Source organism: Inquilinus limosus, assembly GCF_002195995.1.
Classification (GTDB): domain Bacteria; phylum Pseudomonadota; class Alphaproteobacteria; order DSM-16000; family Inquilinaceae; genus Inquilinus; species Inquilinus limosus_C.
On the sequence record NZ_NHON01000006.1, the window covers coordinates 88,463 to 102,397 of the forward strand.

A 13,935-nucleotide genomic window follows, 5' to 3' on the forward strand; every position below is an offset into this window, starting at 1 on the left:
CGAGAAACGCGAATGAATCGATCCATTCCCCGATGCGGGCTTCGGGAGACCACCGACGCGGCGGAACGCCACGGATCCGCCCGGCCCCGAAGGGCGAGCCGTCCGCCAGAAACCAGTGGAGGCCAGCGGACAGCCCGCCTATCGTCACCTGAAAGGGGGAGGAAAATCTCATGAAGCGATTCGCATGGGCGGCCGCTGCCGCCGTACTGTCGGCGAGCCTGCCGCTGGTGGCGCAGACCGCGCCTGAAGCCCAGAACGTCACCTTCATCCATGCCGGCACGCTGCTCGCCAAGCCCGGCGAGAGCCCGCGCGGCCCCAGCACCATCATCATCCGCGGCGACAAGATCGCCGAGCTGCGCGACGGCTATGCCGAGGCGGAGCCGGGCGCCCGGGTCGTCGACCTGAAAGACCGGTTCGTGATGCCGGGGCTGATCGACATGCATGTCCATCTCTGGGGCATCGGCGGCGATCCGGTCGCCGACCGGATGACCGACCTGAATCGCGACGATGTCGACGACATGCTGTACGCCATCGCCAATGCGCGGGTGACGCTGGAGGCCGGCTTCACCACCGTGCGCGACCTCGGCGGCGACGCCCGCGGCATGCGGGCGCTGCGCCAGGGCGTCGAGACCGGCGTGATCGCCGGCCCGACGGCGGTCAATGCCGGCAACGCGATCTCGGTCTCGGGCGGCCATGCCGATTCCACCAACGGCGTCGCCGGTATCTATGCCGAGGCCCTGCACCAGCACAACACCAACACCTGCGATGGCCCTGACGACTGCCGCCGAGCGGTGCGCGAGCAGGTGGCGCTGGGCGCGCAGGTGATCAAGTACATGTCGACCGGCGGCGTGCTCTCGAACGTCTCCGGCGGCCTCGGCCGCGCCATGACCGACGAGGAGATGAAGGCGATCGTGGACACGGCGCACGGCCTGGGCCGCCGGGTCGCGACCCACAGCCATGCCGCCGCCGGCACCAAGGCGGCGATCCGGGCCGGCGTCGACACCATCGACCATGGCACCTTCCTGGACGACGAGGCGATCGCCCTGCTGAAGGAGCATGGCACCTGGCTGGTGCCGACCATGATCGCCCCGGTCACGGCGGTGGAGCAGGCACGGGCCGGCGTATTGCCGCCGGCGGTGCTGCCGAAGGCCGAGGAGGCCGCGGCCGTCGCCTTCGCCAGCCATTCCAAGGCCATTGCCGCGGGCGTGAAGATCGCCTTCGGCACCGACACCGGCGTGTCAAAGCATGGCGAGAACGCCCGGGAGTTCGCGCTGCTGGTGAAGGCCGGCCTGTCCCCGGCGGACGCGCTGAAGGCGGCGACGGTCAACGCTGCCGAAGCCCTGGGCCGCAATTCGATCGGCGTGATCGAGGTCGGTAAGGACGCCGACATCATCGCGGTCGCCGGCAGCCCGCTCGACGACGTGACGCGGATGGAGACGGTCGACTTCGTGATGCGCCACGGCGTGATCCACAAGGCCGACGGCAAGCGGCAGGCCTTCCCGGAGAGCTGACGCCGGTCGGAATGCCGGAGGTAGGGGCTGCCGCCCCTACCCTTCCACCCGCGAAAAGTCCGCGACCGCGTCCATCGACCGCGCCAGATCCTCCAGCAGCGCCAGGCGGTTGCGGCGCTGCGCCGGGTCGTTGACCAGGACCGCGTCGAAGAAGGCGTCGACCGCGGGCCGCCAGCCGGCCAGCATGGTCATCGCCCCGGCGAAGTCGCCGGCCGCCAGCGCCGCGCGCAGCGGCTGCGCATCGGCCTCCAGCCGCTCGAACAGCGCCCGTTCCTCGGCCATGGCGAAGCGGCCGGGATCGACGTCGCCAAAGCCCTCCGCCCCGTCCTTCTTGCGCTCGATCCGGACGATGTTGCCGGCGCGGCGATAGGCGGTGAGGAGGTTGGCGCCGTCCTCGCTGCCGAGGAAGGCGGCCAGGGCGTCGACCCGGCCGAGCAGGCGCAGCAGGTCGTCCTCGCCGCCGACGGCGAAGACCGCGTCGATCAGGTCGTGGCGCACGCCCTTCTCGCGCATCGCCACCTTGAGGCGGTCCGCGATGAAGGACAGCAGTTCCTCGACCACCACGGCCTTGTCGCGCAGCCCGTCGACACGATAGGCGTCCCAGGCCGCGCCGAACGCCGCGCGCAGCGGCAGGGACAGCTTGTTCTCGGTGATCAGCCGGATCACGCCCAGCGCGGCGCGGCGCAGGGCATAGGGGTCGCGGCTGCCGGTCGGCTTCTCGTCGATGGCAAAGAAGCCGGCCAGGGTGTCGAGCTTGTCGGCCAGCGCCACCGCGATCGAGACCGGCGCGGTCGGGCAGCGGTCGCCAGGCCCCACCGGCTTGTAATGGTCGGCGATCGCCTCGGCGACATCCGCCGGCTCGCCCTGGGCCAGGGCGTAGTAGCGGCCCATCAGCCCCTGCAGCTCCGGGAATTCGCCGACCATCTCGGAGGTCAGGTCGGCCTTGGCCAGCCGGGCGGCACGATCAGCCTTGGCCGGATCGGCATCCAGCGCCGGGGCGAGGCCGGCGGCCAACGCCGCCATGCGTTCGACCTTCTGCGCCACGCTGCCGAGCTTCGCATGGAAGATGATCGGCTCGAGGCTCTTCACCCGGCTTTCCAGCGGGGTCTTGCGGTCCTGGTCCCAGAAGAACTTGGCGTCGGACAGCCGGGCGCGCAGCACGCGCTCATTGCCGTCGATCACCGTGGCGCCGTCGTCCTTCGTCTGGGTGTTGGCGACCACGGCGAAGCGCGCCGCCAGCTTGCCGTCTCCGCCCTCCAGGGCAAAATAGCGCTGATGCGTGCGCATCGAGGTGACCAGCACCTCCTCCGGCACCGCCATGAAAGCGTCGTCGATGCGGCCGAGATAGGCCACCGGCCATTCGACCAGCCCCGCCACCTCCTCCAGCAGGCCCGGATCGTCGCGCAGCGCCAGGCGGGCGGCCTGCGCCTGCTGCTCGACCTGCGCCTTGATCAGCGCCTTCCGCTCTTCGCGGTCGAGCACGACATAGGCGTCGCGCAGCTTCGCCTTGTAGTCGGCGAAGCCGGTGACCGCGATCCGGCCCGGCGCCAGGAAGCGGTGGCCGACTGTCGAATCGACCGCCGACTTGGCGCCCTCGCCCGAGCCGTCGATATCCGGCTTGTGCAGGTCGTAGCGGAACGGCACCAGCGTGCCGTCGAACAGCGCCAGCACGTGATGCAGCGGGCGTACCCAGCGCACCACCTCCTCCGCCGCGCGCATCGATTTCGGCCAGGGCAGGCCGAGGATCGCCTTGCGGATCACCTCCGGCAGCAGGTCCGCGGTCGGGCCGCCCGGGATGGTCAGGTTGGCGAACCAGATCTTGCCCTTCGGCGTGTCGCGCTGCTCGCACTGCTCCAGCGTCAGCCCGGTGGCCTTCAGGAAGCCGTCGATCGCCTGCTGCGGCGCATCGACCTTCGGCCCCTTGCGCTCCTCCACCACATCCGGCCGCATCGCCGGCAGGCCGTCGACCACCAGGGTCAGGCGCCGCGGCGTGACGAAGGCCTCGGCGCGATCAAAGGCCAGGCCGGCCGCCTTCAGCGCGTCGGTGACGAGCGCCTTGAGGTCCTCCGCGGCCCGCGCCTGCATGCGGGCCGGGATCTCCTCGGAGAAGAGTTCGAGCAGGAATTCGGCCATGTCACGCGGCGTCCAGCCAGAGTCGGCAGCAGGCCCGGGCGAGGTCGCGCACGCGGCCGATATAGGCGGCACGCTCGACCACGGAGATCACGCCGCGGGCGTCGAGCAGGTTGAAATTGTGGCCGGCCTTGAGGGCCTGGTCATAGGCCGGCAGCGCCAGGCGGCGCTCCAGCAGCGCCTTGCATTCCTGCTCCGCATCCTTGAAGTGCTGCAGCAGGATCGCCGTGTCGGCGTGCTCGAAATTGTAGGCCGAGTATTCGCGCTCGGCCCGCAGGAAGACCTCGCCATAGCGCTTGGCGCCCGGCGTCTGCGGGTCGTTGAACGGCAGGTCGTAGACGCTCTTCACGTTCAAGAGGTACATGGCCAGCCGCTCCAGCCCGTAGGTCAGTTCGACCGGAACAGGGTCGCATTCGATGCCGCCGACCTGCTGGAAATAGGTGTACTGGGTGACCTCCATGCCGTCGCACCAGACCTCCCAGCCGAGGCCCCAGGCGCCGAGCGTCGGGTTCTCCCAATCGTCCTCGACGAAGCGAATGTCATGCACCGCCGGGTCGATGCCGAGGGCGTAGAGGCTCTGCAGGTAGAGATCCTGGGCGTCCGCCGGCGCCGGCTTCATCAGCACCTGGAACTGGTAGTAGTGCTGCAGCCGGTTCGGGTTCTCGCCATAGCGCCCGTCCTTCGGCCGGCGCGACGGCTGGACATAGGCGACGTTCCACACCCGGTCGGGGCCGAGCGAGCGCAGCGTCGTCGCCGGGTGCGAGGTACCGGCGCCGACCTCCATGTCGTAGGGCTGCAGGATCAGGCATCCCTGGGCGGCCCAGAAATTCTGCAGCCGCAGGATGATCTCCTGGAAACTCTTCGGGGGTGGGGCGACCGTCTGCATGTCTCGGGCTGGCGCTGGAAAGAGGCCGGGCACCATAGGGCGCCGGGCGGGAGGCTTCAAGCGCGCGGGGCATCAAATGGCCGCGAAAACCCGGTGCCGGCTGCCCCTCCCGTCACCCCTCGCAGCGGTGGCTCAGACCGTCGGCGTGATAGGCGCCGCAATTCGGGCAGCGGACCAGGTCCTCGGCTCCCTTCTGCGCCTTGCGGGCCCGGTGCTGCTGCGACAGCGCATCCCGTCGGGCCGCCGTCTCACGGGCGACGCCGACGCGGCGCACCATGCCCATCAGCCAGAACACGCCGACCACGAGGGCAATGGCAACAAGAAGCTTGCCGAGCATCGGAATCCTTACAGCCCGTAGCGGGACCAGAGCAGCCGATCCTCCACCGCCCCGACGGCGCTGTCCACAGCGGCGGCGGCCAGGGTGTCGGCGCGGGTCAGGCGGCGCAGCCAGCCGGCCTGCTGCTGCACCGGCTTCAGCCGCACCTTCGGCCCGAACTTGGCGCGCAGCACGGCATGGGCATGGCCGATGCCGTCGGCGAGGCCGAGGGCGCGGCCCTTGGCGCCGGTCCAGAACTCCCCGGTGAACAGGGTGGCGTCGTCCGCCGTCAGCCGGCCGCCGCGCCGGGCGCGGATATGGGCGATGAAGGCGGCGTGGATCTCGCGCTGCAGCTCCTCCAGCTTGGCCACATCCTCCGGCCGCTCGGGCTGGAACGGATCGAGGATCGATTTGCGCGTGCCGGCGGTGTGCATCCGACGCTCGACACCGATGCGCGCGATCGCGTCCTGGAAGCCAAAGCCGGCGGAGATCACGCCGATCGAACCGATGATCGAGCTGTCATCGACCCAGATCTCGTCGCCGGCGCAGGCCAGCCAGTAGCCGCCGGAGGCGGCGACGTCCTCGACGAAGGCATAGACCGGCACCTTCTTCTCCTCCGCCAGGTCGCGGATGCGGCGCGCGATCAGCGAGGACTGCACCGGGGAGCCGCCGGGCGAGTTCACCAGCAGCGCCACCGCCGCCAGCTTCTTGGGGGCGAAGGCGGCGGCGATCGGGCGGGCCAGCTTCTCCATCGACAGGCCCTGGGCCAGCAATCCGCGCCCGCCCCCGATCACGCCGCGCAGCGGCAGCACGGTCACCAGCGGCCCGTCGCCGCGGCCGAGGAAGGGAAGTCGGAGGCCCATGGAAACACTCTCGATCGGTTGCCGTCGGCAGGATATGGCCCGCCGGGCCTCGATTTCAAAAGGTCCGACGCCTCAAAGCGCCAGCGGCGCGGCGTCGCGCAGCACCGCCTGCGCCGCCGGGGTGTAGCCGCCATCGGCCTCATGCAGCACCAGCCCGGCCGCCAGCACCGCCGGCGACCGGCCGCCCCGCCGCGCCTGCACCAGCACCCGCCGCGCCGGCTCCCCCGCCCGGGGCCAGAGCGGGAACAGCGTCACTGCTCCGAAGCCCGGCCGCAGCGCGGCGCAGATCTCGTCGATCCGGTCGGCCCGGTGCACCAGGGTCAGCCAGCCGCGCGGCTTCAGCACCTTTGCCGCGGCCGCGATCCAGCCGGCCAGGTCGAGCCCGTCCTCGACATTCGCCGCCGCCTTGATCTGATGGGCCGAGGTGCGGCCACGGCCCGGCGGCAGGAAGGGCGGGTTCATCATCACCCGGTCGAAGGGCGCGTCCGGAATCGGCTCGGCGACGCTGCCCTCGATGACCGTGGCGCGTCCCGCCAGCCCGTTCAGCCCCAGATTGTCGCGCGCCAGCGCCGCCAGGCCGGGATCGCGCTCGACGCCGGTGACCGCGACCTCCGGGCAGCGCGCGGCCAGGCACAGCAGCGCCGCGCCGACGCCGCAGCCGAGATCGGCCACCCGCTCGCCCGGACCGGCCGCCACGGCGGCGGCCAGCAGCACCGGATCGATCGCGGCCCGATACCCGTCACGCGGCTGCAGCAGGCGGACACGGCCGCCGAGCAGCCGGTCCTCGCCGGCCGCGGGCGCCGCGGCCTCAGGCATCGGGCAAGCTTTCCCCTGCCGATTGAAGGACATATCGCGCCCTGGTCCAGTCCTCGACCGGGACCATCAGGCGGCGCGGCAAGATGCCCAGGCTTCCTTCCAGCACCGATGTGTGCATATCAAGGATGACACTTTCGATGCGCGCGTCGGCCAGCAGGGCCGTCAGGAAGGACAGCCGGACCGGGTCATTGGTTCGCAGAAGCTCTTTCACGGGGCCGATTTCTCGTCTATGCAGCGCATTCATAGGGTCATGGTGACACAATCCGGTTCGGATCGCTGCCCTGCTGCAGGCCGGTGCCGGAGATCGGACGATGGATGTTGAGGAGCCGGGCTTGACCGCCAGTCTTGGAGCGACGAGAGCCGAGTCCCTGCCGCCGGAGCCGACCGCCGACGCCGGCGCGCTCGACCGCCTGACCGCCCTTGTCGCAGCGGATCTCGAGGCGGTCAACGCCCTGATCCTGCAGCGGATGCAGAGTTCGGTCGAGTTGATCCCGCAGCTGGCCGGCTATCTGATCGCCTCGGGCGGCAAGCGCATCCGGCCGGTGCTGACCCTGGCCTCGGCCCGGCTGTGCGGCCATCGCGGCCAGCGCCATGTCGGCCTGGCGGCCGCGGTCGAGTTCATCCACACCGCCACCCTGCTGCATGACGACGTGGTCGACGAGAGCGACCTGCGCCGCGGCCAGGCGTCGGCGAATGTCGTGTTCGGCAACCAGGCCAGCGTGCTGGTCGGCGACTTCCTGTTCTCCCGCGCCTTCCAGGTGATGGTCGAGGACGGGTCGCTGGAGACCCTGCGGATCCTGGCCAACGCCTCGGCGGTGATCGCCGAGGGCGAGGTGCTGCAGCTGTCGGCGGCGCACGACACCGTGACCAGCCGCGACACCTATCTGCGGATCATCCGTGCCAAGACGGCGGAGCTGTTCGCCGCGGCCTGCGAGATCGGCGCCGTGGTGGCCGATCGCAGCCCGGCCGAATGCGCCGCCATGCGCGACTTCGGCACCGAGCTCGGGATCGCCTTCCAGATCGTTGACGACGTGCTGGACTATTCCGCCCGCCAGGCCCGGCTGGGCAAGACCATCGGCGACGATTTCCGCGAGGGCAAGATCACCCTGCCGGTGATTCTGGCCGTGCAGCGCGGCAACGAGGAGGAGCGCGGCTTCTGGCGCCGGACGCTGGAAGACGGCGAGCAGAGCGAGCAGGACCTCGACCATGCCGTGGCCCTGCTGCAGCGCCACGGCGCGCTCGCCGACAGCATGGCCGCCGCGCGGACCCACGCCGAGAACGCCATCCGGGCCATCCGCCTGCTGCCCGCCTCGCCGATGCGCCAGGCGCTGGAGGACGTGGTCGATTTCGTGGTCGAGCGAGATTTCTGACGGAAGTGCGACACAGGCCTTGCAGCCCCCCGCCAGTCTCGCTATAAGCCCATCCGCCGGTGCGACGGAGTGTAGCTCAGCCTGGTAGAGCGCTACGTTCGGGACGTAGAAGCCGGAGGTTCGAATCCTCTCACTCCGACCATTTCCAGACCGGTTCTAACGGCGCCCTCCCGAGGCGCCGTTCTTGTTTCCGGAATCCCTGTCCAGGAAAGAGGCCGGCTCCAGCAGCTTCCGGCCGGCGGCGGCATTCCCGCGCCGCCGCCGGCATTCTTCAGACGAGTCCGGTCATCGCGGAAGCATCGAAGCCGCGCAGGGCGTCCGCGTTGCCGGTGCGCACCTTCACCGCCCAGTGCGGATCGCCGAGGAGCGCCCGTCCGACCGCGATCAGGTCGAACTCGTCGCGCTCCATCCGGTCGATCAGCCGGTCCAGGCCGGCCCTCGGCGAGCTCTCGCCGCTGAACGCGGCCATGAAGTCTCCCGACAGCCCGACCGAGCCCACGCTGATCGTCGCGGCCCCGGTCAGCTTCTTCGCCCATCCCGCGAAGTTGAGGCCGTGCTCGCCATCGATCTCCGGGAACTCCGGCTCCCAGAAGCGGCGCTGCGAGCAATGCAGCGCATCCGCGCCGGCCTCGACCAGCGGCCGGAGCCAGGCGGCCATCTCGTCAGGCGTCTCCGCCAGGCGGGCGGCGAAATCCTGCTGCTTCCATTGGCTGAGCCGGATGATGATCGGGAAGTCGGGCCCGACGCCGGCCCGCACCGCCGCGACGACCTCCGCGGCAAAGCGCGAGCGCTCGCCGATGGTGGCACCGCCATAGCGGTCCGCGCGGCGGTTGGTGCCCGCCCAGAAGAACTGGTCGATCAGGTAGCCATGCGCGCCGTGCAGCTCGACCGTGTCGAAGCCGAGTCTCCCGGCCTCCGCCGCCGCCTTCGCGAAAGCGGCGATCGTGTCGGCGATCGCCGCATCGGTCATCGCCACGCCGCGCTCCACGCCGGGCGCATCAAGGCCTGACGGGCTCTCGACCGGGGCGTCGGCCGTCCAGTCCGTGAGGAAGCTCTTGACCGCGCCGGTGTGCCACAGCTGCGGGCCCATCCGGCCGCCGGCGTCATGCACGGCGTCGATCACGCCCTGCCAGCCATCCAGGGCGGCTTCGCCATGGAAGAAAGGAATGCCGGGGTCGTTTCGCGATGCCGGGCGATCGACCACCGTCCCCTCGGACAGGATGAGGCCGACGCCGCCTTCGGCGCGCCGACGGTAATAGGCCGCATTGGCTGGGCCGGGCACGCCGCCGGGGGCGAAGGAGCGTGTCATCGGCGCCATGACGATCCGGTTCGGCAGCGCCAGCGACCGCAGCCTGAAGGGGCGGAACAGGGCATCCGGGGAGGAGGTGACCATGCGAAGCAGCTCCGTTGTGGCAGGAGCCGGATAGGTATACATCGTAAACCTAGCGTCAATTACGCACCTGGAATCGCCCAGGTATCGTCGAGGAAACCATGTCCTGTGAGCGCCAGCGCTTCGTGGTCGATTGCCCCAGCCGCCTGCTGTTCGATCAGATCGCGGACAAATGGTCGATGATGGTCCTCACCGTGCTCGACCCCGGGCCGATGCGCTTCAACGCGATCAAGCGCCATCTCGAGGGGGTGACGCAGAAGGCGCTCACGCAGTGCCTGCGGCGGCTTGAGCGCAACGGCCTGGTATCGCGGCGCGTCATCCCCGTCTCGCCGGTGGCGGTGGAGTATGAGATCACCCGGCTCGGCCGCTCGCTCCAGCACCCGTTCAAGGCGCTCTATGCCTGGATGCTCGACCATCTCGAGGAGGTCGACGAGGCGCGGAGGATCTTCGATGAGCGCGGCCTGCCGGGATCCGGGACGGACTTCCGGATCCCGACGACCTCCTGATTCCGTGCCACGGGCGCCGGATCGGCATGGGACGACCGAACAAGTTTCCATCGCCTCCCTGATGAATTAGACTGACAGAATCGCGACGACGCACTCGTCCAAGCGGCGTGCGCAGCGGAATTGGCATTGCTCTCGCAAATGTCCCGCCCGTCGCCGAGGAGCTTCATACCCTCCGCCGTGTCGCATTTGCGCGGGATGACCGACGTCTTCTCGCCCTGGCGCCGCGAAAATTCGCCGATGATGGAGAGAACGAGACAGTGACAGCCGATCTGCAATTCGATCATTTCAACGCGATTGCACTGAAGGTATTCGCATTGCTGTACGGGGCATTCCCCAATCCGATCGACCTCGATTTTGACGATCTCGGCCTGTTGCATGACGATGAACTGCCGCAGACGGAATTGGCATACAATACAACGTTCTGGCTTGAGCAGAACGGCTTGCTGACTGTCACAAACTACTACAACGACCGCCCGAGGGAGATTACGGAAGCGCTCGAGGTCAGGCTGTCGATGCAGGGGCTGATCGCGCTGCAGGAGGTCCCGAGATCTGCCCCGTCCGGCAAGACGCTCGGCGAGCAGATGGTGGATGTCGCCAACGCCGACAGCCGCGACACGCTGCAGGACAAGGCCTCCGGCCTGGTCAGCGGCCTCTTGACGGCCTTCAGGCCGCGGTAGGCCGGCGACAAGGCGGGGCGCCTGAGCGGAGAACGCCCCGCCGCGCGAAGCCCCGCACTCGCCTCACCCTGATCGGCCCGGGCCGCTCACGCTGCGCGCCAGACAGTTGCAAAGCGCCAAACTTCGACACCCGCTCACTTTTGGCCAGCACTTCGATCTGAAGTACGCAAAAATAACGAGTATTTCTTTTTAATTGAACCACTCGGTAATTCAAAGTTCTGAAACAAATATTAACGATATCGAAACAATTTGGGATAAGCGGGTTGCACTCTGGGACATGATGCTTTACGAACCCCGGAATGATCGATGAAATGACTGAATCAGGCGGCGCCGTCGCCGAGAGCGGCGCCATGCCTGATGCTGCCCCGAAGATCGCCATCGAGGGCCTCTACAAGATCTTCGGAACGCGCGTGGCCGAGGCGATCCCGATGGTCGAGGCCGGCCGGGACAAGGCCGAGATCCGCAGCCGGACCGGCTGCACCGTCGGGGTGAACGATGCCCGGTTCGAGATCCGCGAAGGTGAGATCTTCGTCGTCATGGGCCTGTCCGGATCCGGCAAGTCGACGCTGCTGCGGCTGATCAACCGCCTGATCGAACCGACGATCGGCCGCATCGTGATCGACGGCCAGGATGTGACCGAGATGTCGAAGCGCGACCTGATCGCGCTGCGGCGCCGCGACATGAGCATGGTGTTCCAGACCTTCGCCCTGCTGCCGAAGCGCACCGTGCTGGACAACACCGCCTTCGGCCTCGAGGTGGCCGGCATCGGCGAGGCGGCACGGCATCGAAAGGCGCGGGAGGCGCTCGCGGCAGTCGGGCTGGACCGCTATGCCGACAGCCTGCCGTCCGAGCTCTCCGGAGGGATGAAGCAGCGCGTCGGGCTGGCCCGGGCGCTGGCGTCGGAGCCCACCATCCTGCTCATGGACGAGGCCTTCTCCGCCCTCGACCCTCTGATCCGGGCCGAGATGCAGGACGAGCTGCTGCGCCTGCAGGCCGAGCATTCGCGGACCATCGTCTTCGTCAGCCATGACCTCGACGAGGCGATGCGGATCGGCGACCGGATCGCCATCATGCAGGATGGCATGGTGGTGCAGGTCGGTACCCCGGAAGAGATCGTGACGAAGCCGGCCAACGACTATGTGCGGTCGTTCTTCCGCGGCGTCGACGTGACCCGGGTGTTCACCGCCGGCGACGTCGCCCGGCAGACCCGGATCGCCCGGGTCGAGCGGCCGGACGTGAAGGCCGATGCCGCGCTGGAGCGCCTGCGCCGCCACGACCAGGAGATCGCCGTCGTGACCGACCGCGCCCGGCTCTATCAGGGAATGGTGTGCGTCGAATCGCTGACCGCGGCGCTGCGCCGCGATGCTTGGGACGCCTATCCCGATGCCTTTCTGCCGGATGTCGCACCGATCGCCGCCGACCTGCCGCTGACCCAGGTGCTGGGCCGCGTCGCGGAAAGCCGCTGGCCGGTGCCGGTCGTCGGCGTGGACGGGCGCTATCACGGCACCATCACCAAGGACGCCCTGCTGATGGCCCTCGACCGGACGAGCTGAGTTATGGAATTCGATCTCAGAATCGGCGACGCCGCCAACACGGCCGTCGACTATGCCCTGGACCATTTCGCGCCGGCGCTGGACGTCATCTCCGCCGCCATCGGCTTCGTCGCCGACGGCATTAAGGCGGCGCTGCTGGCCGTGCCGCCGGAGGCGGGCATCCTGGTCATCGTGCTGCTGGCCCTGTGGCGGGTCGGCTGGCGCTTCGCGGTGTTCGCCGCGGCGGCGCTGGCCGTGATCATGGGCATGGGGCTGTGGAAGTCGACGATGGAGACCCTGTCGCTGGTGCTCGCGGCGACAGCCTTCGCCGTCGCCGTCGGCATCCCGCTCGGCATCGCCATGGCGCGCAGCACCCTCGTCCGGGCGGTGGCGCGGCCGGTGCTCGACCTGATGCAGACCATGCCGGCCTTCGTCTACCTGATCCCGGCCGCCATGTTCTTCGGCCTGGGCGCCGTGCCGGGCACGATCGCCACCGTGATCTTCTCGATGCCGCCGGTGGTGCGGCTGACCGATCTCGGCATCCGGCAGGTCGACCAGGAGTTCATCGAGGCGGGCCTGGCCTTCGGCTGCACCGACCGGCAATTGCTCTTCAAGGTGCAGATCCCCAATGCCCTGCCGTCGATCATGGCCGGCGTCAACCAGACCGTGATGCTGGCGCTGTCCATGGTGGTGATCGCCTCGATGATCGGCGCCGGCGGGCTGGGCAACACCGTCCTGACCGGCATCCAGCGGCTCGATGTCGGACTGGGGTTCGAGGGCGGGGTCGCCGTCGTCGCCCTGGCCGTCATCCTGGACCGCATCACCCAGAGCGTCGGCGGCTCGAAGCCATCCGGCGGCCTGAGGGCGCTCCTCGGCCGCAGCCGCCGGATGCCGGCCGATGCCGGCGGCACCGCGGCGCCGTCCGCGGGCCGCTGACAGCCCCGGGCGGCCCCGGAGCACCGAACGACACCGAACGACCCCCGAGAACAAGGAGATGTCATGCTGAAGGCCTTCGCAAGATTGGCCCTGGCGGCGGCGTTGACCGCCGGCGCCGGCCTCCCGGCGAGCGCCCAGGACCAGACTCCAATCAAGATCGGCTGGACGGCCTGGTCCGATGCGGAGTTCGTCACCAAGCTGGCGCAGAAGCTGATCACCGACACCTACGGCACGCCCGTGGAGCTGGTGCAGACCGATATCGCGCCGCAATACCAGGGTGTGGCCAAGGGCGACATCGACGCCATGATGATGGCGTGGCTGCCGCAGACCCATGCCGACTACTTCAAGCGCGTGGGCGACGACGTGGTGACGCTCGGCGTCCTCTACACCGATGCCAAGCTCGGCTGGGTGGTGCCGTCCTACGTGCCCGAGGACCAGGTCGCCTCGATTGCCGACCTGGCCAAGGACGACGTGCAGAAGAAGCTGAACGGCAAGATCCAGGGCATCGATCCCGGCGCCGGCCTGATGCGGCTGTCGGGCGAGGCGATCGACACCTATGGCCTCGACGACTACGAGCTGGTCTCGGCCAGCGACGCGGCGATGGTTGCGGCGCTGGACCGGGCGATCCGCCGGAAGGAATGGATCGTCGTGACCGGCTGGAGCCCGCACTGGATGTTCGGCAAGTACGATCTGCGCTATCTCGAGGACCCGAAGGGCGCCCTGGGCGGGGTGGAGCGGATCTACGTCCTTGGGCGCAAGGGCTTCCAGGCCGACCACCCCGAAGCGGCGAAGTTCCTGATGCGCATGCACCTGCCGCTGAAAGAGCTGGAGGCAGCGATGGCCGACGCCCAGGACACCTCCTATGAGGCGGCGGTCGAGAAGTACATCGCCGAACACCCGGCCCGGGTGAAGTACTGGCTGACCGGCGAGATCGGCGGCGCCTGACGGCTCCGCGATCCGCATGCGCCGGTCCCCGGGGGAGAGCCTTCCCCGGGGACCGTG

At 69.1% G+C, this 13,935-nt stretch carries 14 protein-coding genes and 1 tRNA gene; 8 read left to right on the top strand and 7 right to left on the bottom strand.

Going from position 1 to position 13,935, the window contains the following annotated elements; all coding sequences use genetic code 11:
* The first annotated feature begins 170 nt into the window (after positions 1 to 170).
* Positions 171 to 1,511, top strand: a complete 1,341-nt coding sequence (locus BWR60_RS05230; RefSeq protein ID WP_088149949.1) for a metal-dependent hydrolase family protein — start codon at positions 171 to 173, stop codon at positions 1,509 to 1,511.
* A gap of 36 nt (positions 1,512 to 1,547) precedes the next feature.
* Here the strand turns inward: BWR60_RS05230 and glyS are convergent, their stop codons facing one another.
* The 6 genes from glyS to BWR60_RS05260 all read right to left on the bottom strand — a co-directional run bounded on the left by glyS (position 1,548) and on the right by BWR60_RS05260 (position 6,733).
* Entirely contained in the window at positions 1,548 to 3,644 is a 2,097-nt protein-coding gene (gene glyS, locus BWR60_RS05235; RefSeq protein ID WP_088149950.1) for a glycine--tRNA ligase subunit beta, read from the bottom strand.
* Position 3,645: 1 nt separating this feature from the next.
* Positions 3,646 to 4,527, bottom strand: coding sequence for a glycine--tRNA ligase subunit alpha (locus BWR60_RS05240; RefSeq protein ID WP_088149951.1), 882 nt, complete (start codon positions 4,525 to 4,527; stop codon positions 3,646 to 3,648).
* Between the two features lie 112 nt (positions 4,528 to 4,639).
* Complete coding sequence (locus tag BWR60_RS05245; protein ID WP_088149952.1) at positions 4,640 to 4,864, bottom strand: hypothetical protein; 225 nt, start codon at positions 4,862 to 4,864, stop codon at positions 4,640 to 4,642.
* A gap of 8 nt (positions 4,865 to 4,872) precedes the next feature.
* A complete protein-coding gene (locus BWR60_RS05250; RefSeq protein ID WP_088149953.1) occupies positions 4,873 to 5,706 on the bottom strand; it encodes a S49 family peptidase in 834 nt (277 codons plus the stop codon).
* 72 nt (positions 5,707 to 5,778) lie between these two features.
* Positions 5,779 to 6,522, bottom strand: a complete 744-nt coding sequence (locus BWR60_RS05255; RefSeq protein WP_088149954.1) for a tRNA1(Val) (adenine(37)-N6)-methyltransferase — start codon at positions 6,520 to 6,522, stop codon at positions 5,779 to 5,781.
* Positions 6,515 to 6,733, bottom strand: coding sequence for a DUF2007 domain-containing protein (locus BWR60_RS05260; RefSeq protein ID WP_088149955.1), 219 nt, complete (start codon positions 6,731 to 6,733; stop codon positions 6,515 to 6,517). The genes BWR60_RS05255 and BWR60_RS05260 overlap by 8 nt, the downstream gene beginning before the upstream one ends.
* Positions 6,734 to 6,854: 121 nt before the next feature.
* Between BWR60_RS05260 and BWR60_RS05265 the strand changes: the two genes are divergently transcribed.
* The gene (locus tag BWR60_RS05265; protein ID WP_429913007.1) at positions 6,855 to 7,892 is read left to right on the top strand and encodes a polyprenyl synthetase family protein; all 1,038 of its coding nucleotides are present in this window, start codon (positions 6,855 to 6,857) and stop codon (positions 7,890 to 7,892) included.
* Between the two features lie 65 nt (positions 7,893 to 7,957).
* Positions 7,958 to 8,034, top strand: a tRNA-Pro gene (locus BWR60_RS05270).
* Positions 8,035 to 8,163: 129 nt separating this feature from the next.
* Here BWR60_RS05270 and BWR60_RS05275 read toward each other — a convergent pair.
* Positions 8,164 to 9,285, bottom strand: a complete 1,122-nt coding sequence (locus BWR60_RS05275) for an NADH:flavin oxidoreductase (RefSeq protein WP_088149957.1) — start codon at positions 9,283 to 9,285, stop codon at positions 8,164 to 8,166.
* A gap of 98 nt (positions 9,286 to 9,383) precedes the next feature.
* Here BWR60_RS05275 and BWR60_RS05280 point away from each other — a divergent pair, with 98 nt between their 5' ends.
* The 5 genes from BWR60_RS05280 to BWR60_RS05300 all read left to right on the top strand — a co-directional run bounded on the left by BWR60_RS05280 (position 9,384) and on the right by BWR60_RS05300 (position 13,878).
* Complete coding sequence (locus tag BWR60_RS05280; RefSeq protein ID WP_088149958.1) at positions 9,384 to 9,788, top strand: winged helix-turn-helix transcriptional regulator; 405 nt, start codon at positions 9,384 to 9,386, stop codon at positions 9,786 to 9,788.
* Between the two features lie 257 nt (positions 9,789 to 10,045).
* Positions 10,046 to 10,465 carry a hypothetical protein gene (locus tag BWR60_RS05285; protein WP_088149959.1) on the top strand — a complete coding sequence of 140 codons (420 nt, stop codon included), beginning with the start codon at positions 10,046 to 10,048 and terminating at the stop codon, positions 10,463 to 10,465.
* A 350-nt stretch (positions 10,466 to 10,815) separates the two neighbouring features.
* Entirely contained in the window at positions 10,816 to 12,018 is a 1,203-nt protein-coding gene (proV, locus tag BWR60_RS05290) for a glycine betaine/L-proline ABC transporter ATP-binding protein ProV (RefSeq protein WP_230982955.1), read from the top strand.
* Positions 12,019 to 12,021: 3 nt separating this feature from the next.
* Entirely contained in the window at positions 12,022 to 12,933 is a 912-nt protein-coding gene (locus tag BWR60_RS05295; RefSeq protein ID WP_088149960.1) for an ABC transporter permease, read from the top strand.
* A gap of 63 nt (positions 12,934 to 12,996) precedes the next feature.
* The gene (locus BWR60_RS05300; protein ID WP_088149961.1) at positions 12,997 to 13,878 is read left to right on the top strand and encodes a glycine betaine ABC transporter substrate-binding protein; all 882 of its coding nucleotides are present in this window, start codon (positions 12,997 to 12,999) and stop codon (positions 13,876 to 13,878) included.
* Positions 13,879 to 13,935: the final 57 nt, after the last annotated feature.